Source organism: Streptomyces virginiae (genome assembly GCF_000720455.1).
Taxonomy (GTDB): domain Bacteria; phylum Actinomycetota; class Actinomycetes; order Streptomycetales; family Streptomycetaceae; genus Streptomyces; species Streptomyces virginiae.
The window spans coordinates 133289-151405 of the sequence record NZ_JOAK01000009.1 but is presented as its reverse complement, the minus strand read 5'-3'; the positions used below and the strand labels follow the sequence as shown (position 1 = coordinate 151405).

Here is an 18117-nt window from a genome sequence, read left to right as displayed (position 1 = left end):
GTGCTGTTCACCGTGCCGCCGCTGGCGGGGCACGTCAATCCGACCGTGGCCGTGGGGGCCGAACTCGCCTCCAGGGGACACGAGGTCGCCTGGACCGGACCGGCCGCCGCGCTCACCCGGCTGCTGCCGGCACAGGCCCGGGTCCTGCCCGCCGGCGAGGAGGCGGGCGGCGCGTACACGGCGCTCCACGAGCGCTGGCGGGACCTGCGCGGGGTGGGTGCGCTGCGGTTCCTGTGGGAGGAGGCGCTGGTGCCGCTGGCCCGGGCGATGGTGCCGGGCGTGGAGCGGGCCGTGCGCACCTTCGGACCGGATGTGGTGGTCGCCGACCAGCAGGCGCTGGCCGGACCGCTGGTCGCCCGTCGGCTCGGCGTCCCCTGGGCGACGTCCGCCAGCACCTCGGCCGAACTGACCCGTCCCTTCGCGGACTTCCCGAAGGTCGGGGAGTGGGTGGCCGGGCAGATCGCCGGCCTGCTCGCCGAGTACGGCGCGGGCCGGGAGCGGCCGGAGTGGGACCCGCGGTTCTCCGAGCGACTGGTGCTGGTCTTCTCCACCCCCGAACTGGTCGGAACGACCGGTGACTTCCCCCCGCACCACGCGTACGTCGGTCCGGCGTTCGGGGCCCGCCCGGCCCCGGCCGGTTTCCCCTGGCGGCGCCTGGACCCGGGGCGCCGGCGGGTGCTGGTCTCCCTCGGCACCCTCAACCAGGAGGCCGGGAGCCGGTTCTACGACGCGGTACTGGGCGCCGCCGAACGGCTCGCCGACGACGTCCAGTTGGTCCTGGCGGCGCCCCCCTCACTGGTCGGGGAGGTGCCGGACCACGTGCTGCTCCAGGAGAGCGTCCCGCAGCCGGCGCTGCTGCCGCACCTGGACGCGGTGGTGTGCCATGCCGGGCACAACACCGTCTGCGAGGCCCTCGCGCACGGACTGCCCCTGGTCGTCGCCCCCATCCGGGACGACCAGCCGATCGTGGCCCGTCAGGTCGTCGAGGCCGGGGCGGGGATCCGGGTGCGGTTCGGCAGGACGCGGGCCGAGGAACTGCGCGACGCGCTCACCTCCGTACTGGACGACCCCGGCCACCGCCGGGCCGCCCGGCGGATTCAGGCCTCATTCGCCGCGGCGGGCGGGGCCGCCGCCGCGGCCGACCGGTTGGAGAAGCTGACATGACGCACCCTCCGCTCTCCGGGGTCCGCTGGACCTCCGCGGTGTTACTGGCCGCCCTCGGTGCGGGCACCGTACGGGCCGCGTTCCGGCTGCGGGACCTGCCCGTGCTGCCGGTGGTCCCGCGCACGTCGGCCGGGGTGCCGCGGCCCGCCGGGTGGCGGCTGCTGACCGCCCGCGGGGTCGAACCCGATCCGGCGACCTTCCTCGCCGCCTGCGCGTACGCGGAGGGGGAAGGGCTGCGGGTGCTGGACCTGCTGCCCGCGGACCTGGCCGCCGAGCGGGCGCTGGGGCTGCTGCGGCTGGTCGACCCCGCGCGCTACCGGTGGGACCGGCTGGGTGAGGGGCGCGGGGCCGGCTTCGCCGTCCTCGTCACCGAGGAGGTGCTGGAGCGGGCCGGGGTGGATCCGGGCGGTCCGCGCCCGGACCCGGCGGAACTGCTGGCGCTGACGCGCCGTTTGAAGGAGTACGCCGCCGACACGACGGGGCTGGCCGTCGCCCCCGGCCTGAGCTGCGGAGGTCCCGGGGACCCCGGCGGCCCGGCGCGCGCCGCGGAGCTGCGGGCCCAGGGGCTGCCGCCGGGCGCGCTGGCCGCCGCACAGCTGGGCGGGCTGGCGCTGCTGGCGGGTGTCGCCGTACGCCAGGGCCGGTGGGGGGCGGCCGCGGCCGGGCTGTACTGGCTCCAGCCGTACCTGGTGCTGGGCGGGTCCGGCTCGCCGCTGCGGCCGGCCGATCTGGCCCGGGCGACCGCCGCCAGGCCGGTGCGCTCCCTCAGGGCGGGTCTGCGTACGGCCGGGGCGGCCCGGGCGGCCGGGCGGGACGACGCTCCCGACGCCGCGCGGGCGGCCGCCTACCGGGAGGACCTGGCCGCGGGCACCGACCGCTTCCTGGAGGCGCGCCGCCCGGACTGCCCGTGGTGCGGCTCCGCCCGGCTGTCGGTCCGCGTCCGGGTGCCCGACCTGCTCCAGGGCAAGCCCGGCCGGTTCACCCTGGAGCGGTGCGGGGACTGCGGGCACGTCTTCCAGAACCCCCGGCTGACCCCGGAGGGGCTGGAGTTCTACTACCGCGACTTCTACGACGGGCGCGGCGGCGAGGGGGCCGGCACGGTCTTCGGCAGGCTGGGCGCCGCCTACCGGGGGCGCGCCGAGATGCTCCTCCCCCACGCGGAACCGGTGTCCTGGCTCGACGTCGGCACCGGGCACGGGCACTTCTGCAACGCGGCGCGGGCCGTGTGGCCGCGTACCCGGTTCGACGGGCTGGACATGGGCGACGGGGTCCGGGAGGCGGAGCGGCGCGGCTGGGTGGAGACCGGATACCAGGGGCAGTTCCCGGAGTTCGCCCCGAAGCTGGCGGGCCAGTACGAGGTGGTCAGCATGTACCACTACCTGGAGCACACCCGGGATCCGCTGGCCGAACTGGACGCGGCGGCCGCCGTCCTCGCCCCCGGCGGGTTCCTGGCGATCGAGCTGCCCGACCCGGAGTCGCGGATGGCGCGGCTCCTCGGCCCGGCCTGGCTGCCCTGGTTCCAGCCGCAGCACCAGCACCTCGCCCCCGCCGCGAACCTGCGCGAGGCGCTGGCCGACCGGGGGTTCACCGTCGTCGCCGAGGAACACGGGCCGGCCCACCAGGGCAACGACTTCTTCGGCGCGGTGGCCCTGACGGCGACGCGGCTGGCCCCCGACCCGGACCGGCCGTGGGGCCCGCCGGCCACCCGCCGGACCCGGGCCCTGGCCCAAGCCGTACGGCTGGCGGCGCTGCCGTGCTTCGCGGCCGCGGCGGCACTGGACACCCTGCGCACGGCGGCCGCCCGCCGCACGGACGGCGGCAACGCCTACCGCCTGCTGGCCCGGAAGGACACCCGGTGACCGGCGGCGCCGGAGGCGACCTGGCTCGGCGGGCCACCGCCGATCCGCTGTTCCGTCTGGTCGCGTACGCCCTGGAGGCCGCACACGGCCGGCCCCCCGCCGCGGTGTGGAGCGCACCGTACGCCTTCCGGCTCGGTTCCCCGGGGCTCGTCGCCGCGGCCGGCTGGCCGACGGCCGCCGCAGCGGCCCCCCGCGACGACGGCCTGGTGCGGCTCAGTTCCCTCGCTCATCCGGCGGACAGTTGCGACCTGCCGCTCACCCTGTCCGGGCCGCTGCCCGACGCTCCCGCCTGGGCCGTCCGGCCGTACACCGTACTGCGCGCCCTGGCGCGCGCCGGGTACGGCCGCGGCGGGACGGACCTGCACGTGCAGGGCTCGCTCACGGGGGCCGCCGGACTGGCGACGGCGGAACCGGCCGACTGCGCGGTGGCGCTGGCGGTGGCCGACGTGCACGCGGCGGCGGGCGAGCGACCCGACCGCGCGTTCCTGGCCCGGCTGCTGGCCGGGGCCCTGCCGGAGGGGGACGACGGCCTGCGCCGGGCGGTGTTCCACGCCCGGCGCGGCAGGGCCCTGCTGCTGGGCGCACGGCAGCGGCGGCGGCGGTACGTCGCCTTCGACCCGGCGGCCTCGGGGGCACGGCTGGTGCTGATGGCCGTGCGCGGTGAGGCCGCGGACCGCCCCCGGGAGCTGGCGCGTGCGGTGTCCTGCGCCCGCCGGGCCGGGGCGCTGAGCGCGTGGCCGCCCGGGCCGCGGCCGGGGCGGAGCCTGCTGGTGCTGCTGCCCGAGGCACGGCTGGCGGCGGTGCGGTCCGCGGTCGCGGAGGACTTCCGCGGCCGGGGGCGGCCCGTGCCGCGGTTCCTGAACATCGCCGTGGCCGGCGCGGCCCGACGCGAGGAATGACCCGCTCGATCACCCGGCCCGTACGACGCCGACGACCACACCGACGACAACGACAGCACCGACGACAACGACGAGGAGATCCACCATGCCCACGCACCCACCCTCACCGGCGGCGCGCACGAGACGCCGCGCCCTGTGGTCCGCCGCCGTCGCCGGCATCGGCACGCTCGGCCTGCTCGGTGCCTTCACCGTCGCCAACTCCCAGGCCGCCGAGCACCGTTCGGCCGCTCCGGCGGCCGCCGCGGCGGCGGCCCTGCCCTCCTACGACCACGTCGTGGTGGTGGTGTACGAGAACAAGCAGTACGGGGAGATCATCGGCAGCGCGAACGCCCCGTACATCAACCAGCTGGCGAACGGCGGCGCGAGCCTGACCGGCATGAAGGCGCTCACCCACCCCAGCCAGCCGAACTACTTCAACCTCTTCTCCGGATCCACCCAGGGCATCACGGGAGACGGCTGCTACACCCCGCAGTCGATGACCGCGCCGAACCTCGGCCAGGAGCTGATCGCGGCCGGCAAGACCTTCGCGACGTACAACGAGGACCTGCCGAGCGAGGGTTCCACGGCGTGCACGAACGGCCAGTACGCACAGAAGCACAACCCGTGGTTCGCCTTCAAGAACGTGCCGCTGAACACGGGCAAAACGTGGACGCAGTTCCCGCAGAACAACTTCGCGGCGCTGCCCGACCTGTCCTTCGTGGTCCCCAACCAGTGCAACGACATGCACTCGTGCTCCGTCGGCACCGGGGACACCTGGACGAGGAACAACCTCGACGCCTACGCGCAGTGGGCGAAGGCCAACAACAGCCTGCTGGTGCTGACCTGGGACGAGGACAACTACCTGGGGTCGAACCAGATCGCGACCGTCTTCCACGGCGCGAAGGTCAAGACGGGCAAGTACGCCACGGCCCTCAACCACCACCACCTGCTGCGGACCTTCGAGGACCTCTTCGGTACGGCGACGCACGCGGGCAACGCGGCGAACGTCCAGCCGATCAGCGAGGTGTTCGACACCTCGACGCAGCCCACGCCGACGCCGACCCCTACCTCGACTCCCACCCCCACCCCGACCCCGACCCCGACCGCGGGTGGTCTGAAGCTGGCCGACCCGGGTCCGCAGACCTGCAAGTTCAACCAGTCCTGCACCGTCCAGCTCACCGCCACCGGCGGCAGGCCACCGGTCCGGTACGCGGCCACCGGTCTGCCCTGGGGCCTGAGCGTCGACGCGACCAGCGGCCGGATCAGCGGCAGGCCGTGGTCCGTCGGCACGGTGCAGATCACCGCGACGGCGACCGACTCCACGGGCACGACCGTCACGGCCGCGTTCCCGCTCACCGTCAACTGGTTCTGACCCGGCCCCGGAGGCATCCGTGTACCTGTCGACCAGCCGGGCCGCGGACGTCTCCGCGGACACCCCGGCCCCCGAGGGCCCCTTGCGGGGCGTACCCGGCACGGTGTTCGCGCTCGGACTGGTCAGCCTGGTCACGGACGTCTCCGCGGAGATGGTCACCGCCGTCCTGCCGCTGTACCTGATGGCCGGACTCGGCATGTCCCCGCTCGCCTTCGGCGCCCTGGACGGTCTCCACCAGGGCGCCACCGCGCTGCTGCGCCTCGTCGGCGGCCGGATCTCCGACCGGACCCGCCGCCACAAGCTCGTCGCCGGCACCGGGTACGCGCTCTCCGCGGTGTGCAAGGCGGCCCTGCTCGCCGTCACCACTCCCTGGTCGGTGGCGGCGGTGCTCGCCGCCGACCGGACCGGCAAGGGCCTGCGCACCGCACCCCGCGACGCGCTGATCTCGCTGTCGGTACCGCCCGGGATGCAGGGCCGCGCCTTCGGGGTGCACCGGGCGCTCGACACGGCGGGTGCGCTGCTGGGGCCGCTGGCCGCCTTCGGGGTGCTGTGGGTGGCGGTGGACGGGTACGCGGCGGTGTTCACCGTGAGCTGCTGCGTCGCCGTCCTCGGCCTGGTGATGCTCGCCCTGTTCGTACGGCAGGCCCCCGCGCCCGCGCCCGCGGTCGCGCGGCCGGCGGCGCCGCAGCCGCGGCCCGTGCGCTCCCTCCTGCGGATCGCCGGCCTGCGGCGGTTGTGCCTCACGGCCGCCCTGCTCGGCCTGTTCACCGTCGGCGACGCCTTCCTCTACCTGCTGCTCCAACGCCGGCTGGAGCTGTCGGCCGTGTGGTTCCCGCTGCTGCCCGTCGGTACGGCGGCTGTGTTCCTGCTGGCCGCGGTGCCCGTGGGCCGTCTCGCCGACCGGGTCGGGCGCGGCCGGGTCTTCCTCGGCGGGCACGCGGCTCTGCTCGGCGCCTGCCTGCTGCTCCTGGCCCCGTTGCCGGCCGGGGCGCTGCTGGTCGTCGGTGTGCCGGCAGCCCTCGGCCTGTTCTACGCGGCCACCGACGGGGTGTTGATGGCCGCGGCCGCGCCGCTGGTCCCCGCGGAACTGCGCACGACGGGGCTGGCGGTGCTCCAGACGGCGCAGGCGCTGGCCCGGTTCGCGGGGTCCCTGCTGTTCGGGGCCGCCTGGACGATGTGGGGGCCGGGCCCGGCGCTGGGTGTGGCGGCGGTCGGGCTGCTGCTGTCTGGGGCGGCGGTCTCCGTGTCCGGCGGGCTGCGGGCGGGCGAGCCGTCGTAGGGTCGGCGCATGACTCTCGAAGGCAGGGTGGCCCTCGTCGCGGGGGCGACGCGGGGCGCGGGCCGCGGCGTCGCGGTCCAGTTGGGGGCGCAGGGCGCCACCGTGTACGTGTCGGGGCGCAGCACCCGGGGCCGGCGCTCGGAGTACGACCGGCCCGAGACGATCGAGGAGACCGCCGAGCTGGTCACCGCGGCGGGCGGCCGGGGGATCGCGGTGGTCGCCGACCATCTGGTGCCGGCGGAGGTCGAAGCGCTGGTCCGGCGGATCGACACCGAGCAGGGCCGCCTCGACGTGCTGGTCAACGACATCTGGGGCGGGGAGCTGCTGTTCGAGTGGGACAGCACCGTCTGGGAACACGACCTGGACAAGGGGCTGCGCCTGTTGCGGCTGGCGGTGGAGACGCACGCCGTCACCAGCCACTTCGCGGTGCCGTTGCTGCTGCGCGAGCCGGGCGGTCTGGTGGTGGAGATGACGGACGGCACCGCCGACTACAACACGAACCACTACCGGGTGTCCTTCTTCTACGACATCGCCAAGTCCTCGGTGCTGCGCATGGCGTTCGCCCTCGGGCACGAGCTGGGCCCGCGCGGGGCGACGGCGGTGGCGCTGACGCCGGGCTGGCTGCGCTCGGAGATGATGCTCGACGCCTACGGCGTGACGGAGGAGACCTGGCGGGACGCGCTGACCAAGTCACCGCACTTCGCGATCTCCGAGACCCCCGCGTACGTGGGCCGCGCGGTCGCGGCCCTGGCCGCGGACCCGGAGGTCTCCCGCTGGAACGGCGGGTCCCTCTCCAGCGGTCAGCTGGCGCAGGTCTACGGCTTCACGGACCTGGACGGCAGCCGCCCGGACGCCTGGCGCTACCTGGTCGAGGTCCAGGACCCCGGCCTCCCGGCGAACACCACCGGTTACCGCTAGCGCAGCGCCCCTGCCCGATCCCGAACGGCGCGGGCCGTCGTGCCCTGAGCACCCGTCCGGGCGGACTTTGCGGACATGACCTGGAGAGTGTCCGCAAAGTAGCGTCGGCCGCCCGCCGCGCAGGCGGGACCCTGCGGACACGACCTAGGGGTTGGGGCGGGAGGCGAGGCGGTGGGAGAGGCCGTCCAGGACGCACTGGAGGCCGAAGGACCAGATCGTCCGGGGGTGGTAGCCGCCGACCGCGCTGCCCACGCGGTCGGCGAGCGGGTAGCGCTCGGGGTCCAGGGTCCGTTCCAGCAGGGGGGCGCTGACGGCCCACCAGTCCTCCTGGCTCTGGCGGCTGTTGTGGTCGGCGTCGTCGGCCGCGGCCAGGGCGTTGGCGTGGACGAAGCCGAGCAGGTGGGTCAGGGCGGCGTCCATCTCGGTGTCGGTGAGCCCGATCCCTTCGAAGGCCGCCAGTTCGTACTCGTACTTCCCGATCACTCCGGGGCCCAGCGGCGGGCGGGTGACGGCCAGGTCCGCGATCCAGGGGTGGCGGACCATGAGGTCCCGGTTGTCCTCGGCCACCCGGGCGACGTGGACCTGCCAGGGCTCCCGCGGGTCGGCGGGACGGCGTTCCATGTGCAGGTACGCGTCGTCGAGCATCAGGTCGAGCAGCTCCGCCTTGCCGGGGACGTACGTGTAGACGGTCATCGGCGTCACGCCGAGCCGCTGCGCCAGCGCCCGCATGGTCAGCGCGGCCAGGCCCTCCTCGTCGGCGAGCGCGGTCGCGGCCGCGACGACGGCGTCCACGCTGAGGCCCTGCCGGGGGCCGCGCCGGGCGGGCTGCGCCGGCTGCCCGGGCTCGCGCCACAGCAGCTCCAGCGTGCGGACGGGGTCTCCCGCGCCGCTGCGGTCCTTCACCATGTCCCGGCCTCCGAGCCTTCGTCAACAATTGGCTACACCGTATAGAGTACAACGTATAATATATAGCGTAGAGAGTAAGCCGAAACGCCGCACCCCGAGGAGTTCCGTGCACATCGCCGCCGACAACCACCAGGTCATCCAGGTCCGGGGAGCCCGCGAGAACAACCTCGCCGACATCTCGCTGGACATACCCAAGCGTCGTCTGACGGTCTTCACCGGCGTCTCCGGCTCCGGGAAGTCCTCCCTCGTCTTCGGCACCATCGCCGCCGAGTCACAGCGGATGATCAACGAGACGTACACCGCCTTCGTCCAGTCCTTCATGCCGAGCCTCGGCCGCCCGGACGTGGACGGACTGCACAACCTGAGCGCCGCCATCGTGGTCGACCAGGAGCGGATGGGCGCGGGTTCCCGCTCCACCGTGGGCACGGCCACCGACGCCTACACCATGCTGCGGATCGTCTACTCCCGCGTCGGCACGCCCCACATCGGCACGTCCAGCGCGTTCAGCTTCAACAACCCCGAGGGGATGTGCCCGCGCTGCGAGGGCGTCGGCGAGGTCTCCGACATCGACGTGGACCAGCTGGTCGACCGCGAACTCTCGCTCAACGAGGGCGCGATCACCGTCCCCGGCTTCGCCGTGGACTCCTGGTACTGGCAGAACATGGCCAACTCCGGCTTCTACTCCCCCGACACCAGGCTGCGGGACTTCACCGAACAGGAGTGGGCCGACTTCCTGCACCGGAGCGCGGTGAAGGTGAAGGCGGGCTCCAACGGCTTCACCTACGAGGGCCTGATCACCAAGATCACCCGCCTCTACCTCGCCAAGGACCGCGAGTCCATGCAGCCCCACATCCGGGCCTTCGTGGACCGTGCGGTGATCTTCACCGCCTGCCCCGACTGCGGCGGCACCCGCCTGTCGGCGGCCGCGCTGTCCTCGCGCATCCACGGGGTGAACATCGCCGAGTGCGCGTCGATGCAGATCAGCGAACTGGCCGGCTTCGTACGCCGGATCGACGACCCCGGCGTGGCCCCGATGCTGGCCAACCTCCGGGGTCTGCTCGACTCCCTCGTCGAGATCGGCCTGGGCTACCTCAGCCTGGACCGCCCCTCGGGCACGCTGTCCGGCGGCGAGGCCCAGCGCGTGAAGATGGTCCGGCACCTGGGCTCGTCCCTCACGGACGTCACCTACGTCTTCGACGAGCCCACCACCGGCCTGCACCCGCATGACATCCAGCGCATGAACGACCTGCTGCTGCGGCTTCGCGACAAGGGCAACACCGTGCTGGTCGTGGAGCACAAGCCCGAGGTCATCGCCATCGCCGACCACGTCGTCGACCTCGGCCCGGGCGCCGGCACGGCGGGCGGGCAGCTCTGCTACAGCGGGGACGTGGCCGGGCTGCGCACCTCCGGCACCCTCACCGGCCGCCACCTCGGCCACCGGGCACGGCTGCGGGAGGCGGTGCGCAGCCCGCGCGGCCACCTGTCGGTGAAGGGCGCCGACCTGCACAACCTGAAGGACGTCAGCGTGGAGGTGCCGCTCGGCGTGCTCACGGTGGTGACCGGTGTCGCGGGATCCGGGAAGAGCTCGCTGATCCACGGCCACCTGTCCGGGCGGGAGGGGGTGGTGGTGGCCGACCAGTCGCCGATCCGCGGTTCGCGCCGGTCCAACCCCGCCACCTACACCGGCCTGCTGGGGCCGATACGGACCGCCTTCGCCAAGGCCAACGGCGTCAAGGCGGCGCTGTTCAGCGCGAATTCGGAGGGTGCCTGCCCGAAGTGCAACGGCCTCGGGCTCGTCTACACGGACCTGGCGATGATGGCCGGGGTGGCCACCGTGTGCGAGGAGTGCGAGGGCAAGCGGTTCACCCCCGAGGTGCTGACGTACCGGCTGCGCGGCAAGAACATCAGCGAGGTGCTGAACATGCCGGTGGCGGAGGCGTACGAGTTCTTCCCCACCGGCCAGGCCCGGGCCGTTCTCGGGCGGCTGGCCGACGTCGGCCTCTCGTACGTGCGGCTCGGCCAGCCCCTCAACACCCTGTCGGGCGGGGAGCGGCAGCGGCTGAAGCTCGCGATCAGCATGGCGGAGAAGTCCTCGACGTACATCCTGGACGAGCCGACGACCGGCCTGCACATGGCCGATGTCGACAAGCTGCTCGCCCTGCTGGACCGGCTCGTCGACGACGGCAACTCGGTGATCGTCATCGAGCACCACCAGGCGGTGATGGCGCACGCCGACTGGCTGATCGACATCGGTCCCGGCGGCGGCCACTCCGGCGGCCAGGTCGTCTTCGAGGGCACTCCGGCGGCCCTGGTGGCGGGGGCTGACACGCTGACCGCCCGTCACCTGCGGGAGTACGTCGGCGCCGACGCGTAGCGGGGCGGACAACGCGGCGACGGACGCCGTACGCACGATGCGTACGGCGTTCGCACCGACCGCTAGGCTGCCGTCATGTCAGCAGACGAGCAGCACCACGATCCCGTCGCGCCCGCCGTCGCCCCCGCCTGGGCGGGTCCGCGCCGCAAGGAGCGGCAGCCGGTGCTGAGCCGGGCCCGGATCGTCGCGGCGGCGCTGCGGTTGCTCGACGCGGAGGGGATGGAGGCGCTGAGCATGCGCAAGCTCGGCGCCGAGGTGGGCGCGGCGGGCACCTCGCTGTACCGGCACGTGACCGGCAAGGACGAGGTGATCGAGCTGGTCCTGGACGAGGTCTGCGGCGAGCTGGTGGTGCCCGCCGCCGACGCGCCGGGCGACTGGCGCGAGGCCGTCTCGCGCAGCGGCCACAACCTGCGCGCGATGACCCTGCGCCATCCCTGGGTCGCCTCGGTGCTCGGGCAGGTGGGGCCGGCACACCTCGGCCCGAACCTGATGCGCATGTCGGAGCGGATGCTGGCACTCTTCCAGACGGCCGGTTTCCCGGCGAGCGAGGCTGCGCCCGCGATGAGGGCCGTCGTCTCGTACGTCGTCGGCGCGACGAGCGGCGAGGCGGCCCACCTCTCGCGGATCGCCCGCGGCGGGCTGAGCGAGCGCAATCCGCGCGCGCTCCGCGACGAGCACTTCGACTACGGCCTCCAGCGGATCCTGGACGGCCTCCAGACCCGCCTCGCCTGACACCCGCCAGGGCGTGTCTCAAGATCCGAAAGACACTCCCTAGGACAGTCGCAGTTCGTGGTCTTCGCCGAGTGGGGCGAAGAAGCGTTCCACGTCGGCTTCGGTGACCTCTGCCAGGGTCGGCGGGGACCAGCGCGGGGCGCGGTCCTTGTCGACGACCTGGGCCCGGATGCCCTCCACCAGGTCGGGCGTGGTGAGTGCGTTGCAGGAGACGCGGTACTCCTGCGCCAGCGCCCGCTCCAGTGTGTCGAGGGCGGCGGCCCGGCGGACGGCGGCGAGGGTGGCCTTCAGCGCGGTCGGGGACTTGGCCAGGAGCGTCTCGGCGGCTTCCTTGGCGGCCGGCTCGCCCCGGCCGAGCAGCCGCTCGACGATCTCCTCGACCGTGCCGGCCGCGTAGCAGTGGTCGATCCAGGACCGCCCGTCGGCGAGTACCCCGGGGGCGGGCGTGGCGGCGTACCGCGGCAGCACCTCGCCGGCGGGGGCCGTGGCCAGTGCGGCGGTCAGCTCCGGGAGCCGCTCGGCGGGTACGAAGTGGTCGGCGAGCCCGCAGAGCAGCGCGTCCGCGGCGCCCACGGCGGCGCCGGTGAGGGCGAGGTGGGTGCCGAGCCGGCCGGGGGCGCGGCCGAGCAGCCAGGTTCCGCCGACGTCCGGGACGAAGCCGATGCCGGTCTCCGGCATGGCGACGCGGGAGCGTTCGGTGACCACGCGGACGCTGCCGTGGGAGGAGACTCCGACGCCGCCGCCCATGACGATGCCGTCCATGAGGGCGACGTACGGCTTGGGGTAGCGGGCGATGCGGGCGTTGAGCCGGTACTCGTCGCGCCAGAAGCCGGCGGAGGCGGTGCCGCCCGCCTTGGCGTCGTCGTGGATGGCCCGGATGTCGCCGCCCGCGCAGAGCCCGCGCTCGCCGGCTCCGCGGATCACGACCTGGCCGACGGCGGGGTCGTCCGCCCAGGCGTCGAGGGCCTCGGCGATCCGCAGCACCATGGGGTGGGTGAGGGCGTTGAGGGCCCGGGGGCGGTTGAGGGTGACCACGCCGGTCCGCCCGTCGACGTGGAACAGGACGGTGTCGTCGTCGGAGGGGCCGCTGGCGTCGGTATCGGGTTCGGTCTTCACGGCGATCAGTATGTCCGCGGCGTGGGGTGGGACGGTATGCGGAAGATCATCCTCGTGAGCCCCGGTCCGGACGCGTCACCCACCGGCCGATGGCGGAGCCCCGGCCGGGGCCCGAGGGGTGTCCCGGTCGCGGGGGCGGGACCGGTGGGCCCGCCAGGCGGCCATGGCATCCGTACGGGCGCCGCCGGGGTGGTGCGCGTGCCAGTCGCGCAGGAAGCGGTTGAACTCGAACTGGGCGCCGACCTCCTGGGGTTCGGCCGCCCGGGCACGGGTCGCGTGCCAGTGCTCGACGGCGTCGGCGAGGGTGTGGCCCGCGTGGCCGGCGACGTACTCCCGCATGAAGGCGTCGAAGTGGAAGCCGGGGCCGATCTCGCGGACGAAGTACTCCCGCAGCACCTGGCTGCAGCGCTGTCCCGCCGGGATCACCGTCGTCCCGTCGACGGGGGCGGCGAGCTGCCGCCCCGCACGGCGGGGTGGGGCGGGCGCCGCGGCCGCGGGCTCGGGGCGGCCGTCGAGCGCGGCGGCGAGCCGGGCGGTGACGGCGGCCTTCCCACCGCGGGTGGGCACACCCATCTGCCGTGCCAGCTCGGTCAGTTCGGCCAGGGTCCAGTACCAGCGCAGCAGCTCCGCGCCGGTCAGCGCCGTCGACAGGAGGGGGCGCACCTCCACCGCATTCGTACTCACGTTCGCATCCTATCGGCTTCGCCGGCGGCTCGGTCGTGCGCGACATGCCGGTGATCCGCCGGGCCGGGTCCGGCCGCGTCTGACAGGCTTTGGCCTCGGACCGCGCGCCGTGGCGGCCCCACCGCACCCGGCTCCGAAGGAGAGCGCATGCCCGCCGACCCGACCGGCCTCGCCCTCGGCCAGGACACCGCCCTGGTCCTCATCGACCTGCAGACCGGCATCCTGGCCCTGCCCACCACCAGGCCCGCCCCCGAGGTCCTGGAGCGGGGCGTCGCGCTGGCCGCGGCGTTCCGCGCCCACCGGCTGCCCGTGGTCCTGGTCAAGGTGGCCTGGTCGCCCGACGGCGGGGACCTGCCCACCGCCAATGTGGACCGGCCGGGTCCGGCCTCGGCGCCGCCCGCCGCGTTCTCCGAGATCCCCGCCGAACTCGCCGCCCTCGGGGACGTGGTCGTCACCAAACGCCACTGGGGCGCCTTCACCGGCACCGAGCTGGACCTCCAGCTCCGCCGCCGCGGCATCCACCGCATCGTCCTGGCCGGCATCTCCACCAGCGTCGGCGTCGAGTCCACCGCTCGTACGGCGTGGGAACTCAGCTACGACCTGGTCTTCCCGGAGGACGCCACCGCCGACACCGACCCCGACTCCCACACCCACACCTTCGGCAAGATCTTCCCGCGCATCGGCAGGGTGACCACCACCGACGAGGTCATCGCGGCCCTGCGCCCGTGAGCGCCCGTGACCGCTTCCGGCCGGGTCCGCCCGTAACCCCCGGGCCTCTCACGGGTTAGCAGCCCGGAAGACGAGGGAGTACTCATGGCACAGCAGCACACCACGTCCCTGCGGCTGCGCCTGCTGTACCGGTTCGACAACCTGGTGGCGGGCGGGACCGCCCCGCTCATCGGGTGGCTGGCGGTGGCCTGCCTGGCGGTCGTCGTCCCGGCGAGCGCGGTCCTCGTCTGGGCCGACCGGGCCGCCCCCACGACCCTCTCGGGGCGGCTCACGGCCGTCTGGGTCAGCGTCGGGCAGACCCTCAAGGTCGGTGGCGCGGTCGGCTCCCCGCTCTACGTGCTGGCGTCGGTGACGCTCGCCCTGGTGGCCCTGCTGTTCGTGTCGACGCTGGTCAGCCTGATCACCACCGGCATCAACCAGCGCATCATGTCGCTGCGGCGCGGGCACTCAACGGTCCTGGAGGCGGGGCACACCGTCGTCCTCGGCTGGTCCGACCAGATCTTCCCGGTGGTCACGGAACTCGTCGCGGCCAACGCCAACCAGCGCCGTCGCGCGATCGCCGTCCTCGCCCCGAAGGACAAGGTGGACATGGAGGACGAGATCGCCACGGGCCTCGGCGGCACGGGAGTCCGTCCGGGCCCCGGCAGCACGGGAGCGCGTCCGGGCACCCGCACGGGGACGGGCACCACGCGGATCATCTGCCGCAGCGGGCCCACCACCGACCCGACCGTGCTGGCCCGGGTGAGCCCGCAGACGTCGAAGGCGGTCCTGGTGCTGCCTCCCGACGGGGACGCGGGCGACGCCCACGTGGTGAAGACCCTGCTCGCCCTCGACGCCGCGCTCCCCCGGCCGCGCGAAACGGTGGTGGTCGCCGCGGTCCGCGACGCGCGCAACCACCTCACGGCCAAGCTGGCGGCCGGACCGGGCGGACACGTGCTGTGCGCCGACGAGATCATCGCCCGGCTCCTCGTCCAGACCGCACGCCAGCCCGGACTCTCCCTCGTCTACCAGGAGTTACTGGACTTCGACGGCGACGAGTTCTACACCGCCACCGCACAGGGGCTCGCCGGGCGCACCTTCGGCGAGGCCCTGCTCGCGTACACCACGTCCTCGGTGGTCGGCCTGCTGCACGCCGACGGCCGCGTCGTGCTCAATCCGGACACCGGTACGGAGATCGACGCGGGCGACCGGATCATCCTGGTCTCCGAGGACGACGACACGGCCGTGCCGGAGCCGGCGGGCCCCTGGGTCGACGAGGACGCGATCGTCACCGCCCGTCCCCGGTCCCGCTACGCCGAACGGCTGCTCCTCCTCGGCTGGAACCGGCGCGCACCGCTCGTCGTCGAGCAGCTCGACGAGTTCGTCAGCCCCGGCGCCACCCTGGACGTCGTCGCGCTCGGCGACGGGGCGGCGCGGCGGTCCGCCGCCGAGGTCGCGGCGGCGCGCGGCCGTCTCGAAGTGGCCTTCCACAGCGGGGACATCACCGACCCGGACGTCCTGGCCAAGCTGGACGTGCCCTCGTACGACAGCGTGATCGTGATCGGCGAGACGGACCGCGAGGGCCCGGCCGCGGCCGCCGCACCCCCCGGAGCGGAGCCGCCCGGCCCCGCTCCGGAGTCCGGGAGCGGCACGGACGACAGGACCCTGGTGACGCTGCTGCACCTGCGTGCGATCGGTGAGGCCGCCGGCTGCGAACTCCCCCTGACCACCGAGATGTCAGACGACGGCAACCGGCTGCTCGCCCCCGCCCGGGCCGGTGCCGACTTCATCGTCAGCGGCCGTCTGATCAGCCTCCTGATGACGCAGATCTCCGAGAGCGGTCATCTCGCCGACGTCTTCGCGGAGTTGTTCCGGGCGGAGGGGAGCGAGTTCTACCTGCGGCCGGCGGCGGACTACGTCCGGACCGGCCGGGAGGTCGCGTTCGCCACGGTGGTCGAGTCGGCGCGCCGGCGCCGGGAGTGCGCGGTCGGCTACCGGTTGCGCGCACAGACCGAGACGGCTCCCGCGTACGGCGTCCGGCTCAATCCCGACAAGCGGCAGCGGGTCAGCTTCGGCGAGCACGACTGGGTGGTCGTGCTCGCCGAGAACTGAGGCACGGGGACGGCAGGTCGTCAAGCCGTCAAGCCGTCGGTCACGCCGACGTGTGGACCTCCAGCGCGGTGCGCACCGCGGATTCCAGGGCGCCTTCGATCCACGCCGGCTTGACGGAGGTGTGGCAGCCCGCGAAGTGCAGGTTCCCCTCCGCCCCGCGCACGTGCGGGAAGAGTTCGGTGTGCTGGCCGGGCAGCAGTACGGAGGCCTCGCCGTAGGCGTACGGGTCGCGCATCCAGGACTGGGTGCGTCCGACGCCCGTGTAGAACACCTCGATCCGCTGCCCGAACACCTCCTGGACGCCGGCCAGGGCGCGGGGGTAGCGCTCGTCGTCGTCCAGGGAGTCCCACTTCAGGGCGTCGTCCGACCAGCTGTAGGAGGCGAGCACGACCCCGCCCCGGCTGCCCTCGACGGGGTGGGAGGGCTGGAACATGAAGCGGTTGGGGTTGTCGGTGGCCGAGCCGCCGCCGATCACCCCGGCGGCCTCGGGCTGGTCGCGGGTGAGGCTGCGGCAGGCCGCGTAGTGGGCCCGCTGGGCGCCGGAGATGCCGCTGCGCGGTACGGAGGAGTGGGCGCCCAGCAGCGCACCGTCCTCCGGGGTCTGCCCGAGCTGGTACTTGCGGTACAGGCCGGGCTGTACGGCTTCCAGTTCGCGCTTCCAGTCGGCTTCGTCGAATTCCCACCAGCGGCGGCTGAACTCCAGCAGCACCTTGGTGGCCGCGTCGTAGTGCAGCTCGGTGATCGCGCGCCGCTTGCCGTAGGAGAGCGCTGGGGTGACCGGGATGTGGCGCAGGCCGGAGAAGGGGACGGTGATGATCGCGGTGTCGCCGGTGAAGGTCTCGCGCTGCACGGGGCGGCCGTCGCGGCCCTCGGAGACGGTGTCGACGCTGACGCGTCCCTCCCCGTGGGTGATCCGGGTGGCGCGGCGGTCGAGCCGCACGATGTCCTCGACACGGGCGTAGAGCGCGTCGGCCAGGGTGGCGGTGCCGCCGGGCAGTTCGAAGAAGGCGGTGTCGGGGCTGATGAGCGAGGCCCCGATGAAGCTGTGCACGAAGGCGAGGTGGAGGCGGGAGGTGAGGTTCTCGACGGTTCCGATCAGGTCGATGGTGCGCTCGTCGAGCTTCGCCTCCTCGGTGAGGTAGCGGTACATCGACATGTGGCCGTAGCGCTGGATGACGCGGGCCCAGCCCTCGACGAGCGCCTTGTCCTTCTTGCCGTCGATCTCCTTGCGCACGGGGGCGAAGGCGCTGCGGACGATCTGCGCGGCGGGGACCGACTCGTAGGCCGCCGGCACCCCGAAGGAGCGGTTGAGGGTCTGCGGGCTGCGCGCGTAGTCGGCGCGGCGCACGCGGATGCCGTTGACGAAGATCCAGGTGCGGTAAGCGGGCCGGCCGGAACCGTCGACGTCGACGAGGTGGAAGCGCCTGCGCTTGAGGCCGAGACTGTCGATCAGGCCGGTGACCAGCGGGTGGCTGTCGGGGATCCGCATGGCGCCGGCCTCGGCGTACTGCTTGGGGTCGGCGAAGGCCGCGGGGGACTTCTCGTGTCCGCCGGTGCGGAAGGTCTTGATCCGGCCGCCGACGCGGTTGCCGTTGGCCTCGATGACGGTGACCTGGTGCCCGGCCTCGCGCAGCAGGTGGGCGGCGGTCAGGCCGGCCGGCCCGGCGCCGACGACCAGCACCTTCCTGCGGGGCATCCGGGAGCGCGGCAGGCCGTTCCTGAGCAGGATGTCCGCGTAACCGGGCACCAGGGGCCGGTCGTCGTCGCCCCGTACGAGGACGGCCCGGGCGACGGTGAGGCAGGTCTCCCAGTCGGGGCGGGCCGAGCCGGACGGAGCCTGCGGGGTCCCGGCGGACGCGGTGGCGGCGGTGAGGGCGCCGGCTCCCGCGACCGCGGCGGCCCCGGCGATGAGGGTACGGCGCGAGGGGCGGCGGGCGGGGTCCGGAGCGGGCCCGTCCGCCGGGTCGGGGGTGGCGTCCGGGGCGGGGGAAGACTCGGTGATCATGAACCAACTC

At 74.0% G+C, this 18117-nt stretch carries 14 protein-coding genes; 10 read left to right on the top strand and 4 right to left on the bottom strand.

The features are described 5' to 3' along the window. The 6 genes from IG86_RS0116345 (at position 1) to IG86_RS0116320 (ending at position 7470) form a co-directional block, all read left to right on the top strand. A complete protein-coding gene (locus tag IG86_RS0116345) occupies positions 1-1164 on the top strand; it encodes a glycosyltransferase (protein ID WP_030897481.1) in 1164 nt (387 codons plus the stop codon). Beyond that, positions 1161-3023, top strand: coding sequence for a class I SAM-dependent methyltransferase (locus IG86_RS0116340; RefSeq protein ID WP_063761533.1), 1863 nt, complete (start codon positions 1161-1163; stop codon positions 3021-3023). Before IG86_RS0116345 ends, IG86_RS0116340 begins: the two co-directional genes overlap by 4 nt. Beyond that, a complete protein-coding gene (locus IG86_RS0116335; protein WP_030897477.1) occupies positions 3020-3922 on the top strand; it encodes a galactokinase in 903 nt (300 codons plus the stop codon). Before IG86_RS0116340 ends, IG86_RS0116335 begins: the two co-directional genes overlap by 4 nt. A gap of 85 nt (positions 3923-4007) precedes the next feature. Next, positions 4008-5273, top strand: coding sequence for an alkaline phosphatase family protein (locus IG86_RS0116330; protein ID WP_030897473.1), 1266 nt, complete (start codon positions 4008-4010; stop codon positions 5271-5273). A 19-nt stretch (positions 5274-5292) separates the two neighbouring features. Continuing rightward, complete coding sequence (locus IG86_RS0116325; RefSeq protein WP_030897470.1) at positions 5293-6552, top strand: MFS transporter; 1260 nt, start codon at positions 5293-5295, stop codon at positions 6550-6552. Between the two features lie 9 nt (positions 6553-6561). Then, positions 6562-7470 carry an SDR family oxidoreductase gene (locus tag IG86_RS0116320; protein WP_030897467.1) on the top strand — a complete coding sequence of 303 codons (909 nt, stop codon included), beginning with the start codon at positions 6562-6564 and terminating at the stop codon, positions 7468-7470. A gap of 144 nt (positions 7471-7614) precedes the next feature. On the opposite strand, the gene IG86_RS0116315 is transcribed toward IG86_RS0116320, so the two are convergent. Next, positions 7615-8376, bottom strand: a complete 762-nt coding sequence (locus IG86_RS0116315; RefSeq protein ID WP_030828513.1) for a TetR/AcrR family transcriptional regulator — start codon at positions 8374-8376, stop codon at positions 7615-7617. A 106-nt stretch (positions 8377-8482) separates the two neighbouring features. On the opposite strand from IG86_RS0116315, the gene IG86_RS0116310 reads away from it, so the two are divergent. Both IG86_RS0116310 and IG86_RS0116305 read left to right on the top strand, forming a co-directional pair. Then, a complete protein-coding gene (locus IG86_RS0116310) occupies positions 8483-10750 on the top strand; it encodes an ATP-binding cassette domain-containing protein (RefSeq protein WP_030897465.1) in 2268 nt (755 codons plus the stop codon). 75 nt (positions 10751-10825) lie between these two features. Further along, entirely contained in the window at positions 10826-11482 is a 657-nt protein-coding gene (locus IG86_RS0116305; RefSeq protein ID WP_030897463.1) for a TetR/AcrR family transcriptional regulator, read from the top strand. A gap of 39 nt (positions 11483-11521) precedes the next feature. On the opposite strand, the gene IG86_RS0116300 is transcribed toward IG86_RS0116305, so the two are convergent. Further along, positions 11522-12598, bottom strand: coding sequence for an enoyl-CoA hydratase/isomerase family protein (locus IG86_RS0116300; RefSeq protein WP_045937405.1), 1077 nt, complete (start codon positions 12596-12598; stop codon positions 11522-11524). A gap of 75 nt (positions 12599-12673) precedes the next feature. After that, positions 12674-13282 carry a DUF6434 domain-containing protein gene (locus tag IG86_RS0116295; protein ID WP_037942563.1) on the bottom strand — a complete coding sequence of 203 codons (609 nt, stop codon included), beginning with the start codon at positions 13280-13282 and terminating at the stop codon, positions 12674-12676. A gap of 147 nt (positions 13283-13429) precedes the next feature. Between IG86_RS0116295 and IG86_RS0116290 the strand changes: the two genes are divergently transcribed. Next, on the top strand, positions 13430-14011 hold the full coding sequence (locus IG86_RS0116290; RefSeq protein WP_030828497.1) for a hydrolase: 582 nt from the start codon (positions 13430-13432) through the stop codon (positions 14009-14011). Positions 14012-14095: 84 nt separating this feature from the next. Beyond that, positions 14096-16102 (top strand): CASTOR/POLLUX-related putative ion channel, encoded by a 2007-nt coding sequence (locus IG86_RS0116285; RefSeq protein ID WP_030897458.1) that lies wholly within the window; start codon positions 14096-14098, stop codon positions 16100-16102. Positions 16103-16142: 40 nt separating this feature from the next. Here the strand turns inward: IG86_RS0116285 and IG86_RS0116280 are convergent, their stop codons facing one another. Further along, a complete protein-coding gene (locus tag IG86_RS0116280; protein ID WP_078905916.1) occupies positions 16143-18107 on the bottom strand; it encodes a flavin monoamine oxidase family protein in 1965 nt (654 codons plus the stop codon). Between the last annotated feature and the right edge of the window lie 10 nt (positions 18108-18117).

Excerpts from the sequence above, each read along its gene's own strand:
- IG86_RS0116340 (WP_063761533.1), top strand. The coding sequence starts at position 1,161 with ATGACGCACCCTCCGCTCTCCGGGGTCCGCTGGACCTCCGCGGTGTTA.
- IG86_RS0116330 (WP_030897473.1), top strand. The coding sequence starts at position 4,008 with ATGCCCACGCACCCACCCTCACCGGCGGCGCGCACGAGACGCCGCGCC.
- IG86_RS0116320 (WP_030897467.1), top strand. The coding sequence starts at position 6,562 with ATGACTCTCGAAGGCAGGGTGGCCCTCGTCGCGGGGGCGACGCGGGGC.
- IG86_RS0116315 (WP_030828513.1), bottom strand. The coding sequence starts at position 8,376 with ATGGTGAAGGACCGCAGCGGCGCGGGAGACCCCGTCCGCACGCTGGAG.
- IG86_RS0116305 (WP_030897463.1), top strand. The coding sequence starts at position 10,826 with ATGTCAGCAGACGAGCAGCACCACGATCCCGTCGCGCCCGCCGTCGCC.
- IG86_RS0116290 (WP_030828497.1), top strand. The coding sequence starts at position 13,430 with ATGCCCGCCGACCCGACCGGCCTCGCCCTCGGCCAGGACACCGCCCTG.
- IG86_RS0116285 (WP_030897458.1), top strand. The coding sequence starts at position 14,096 with ATGGCACAGCAGCACACCACGTCCCTGCGGCTGCGCCTGCTGTACCGG.
- IG86_RS0116280 (WP_078905916.1), bottom strand. The coding sequence starts at position 18,107 with ATGATCACCGAGTCTTCCCCCGCCCCGGACGCCACCCCCGACCCGGCG.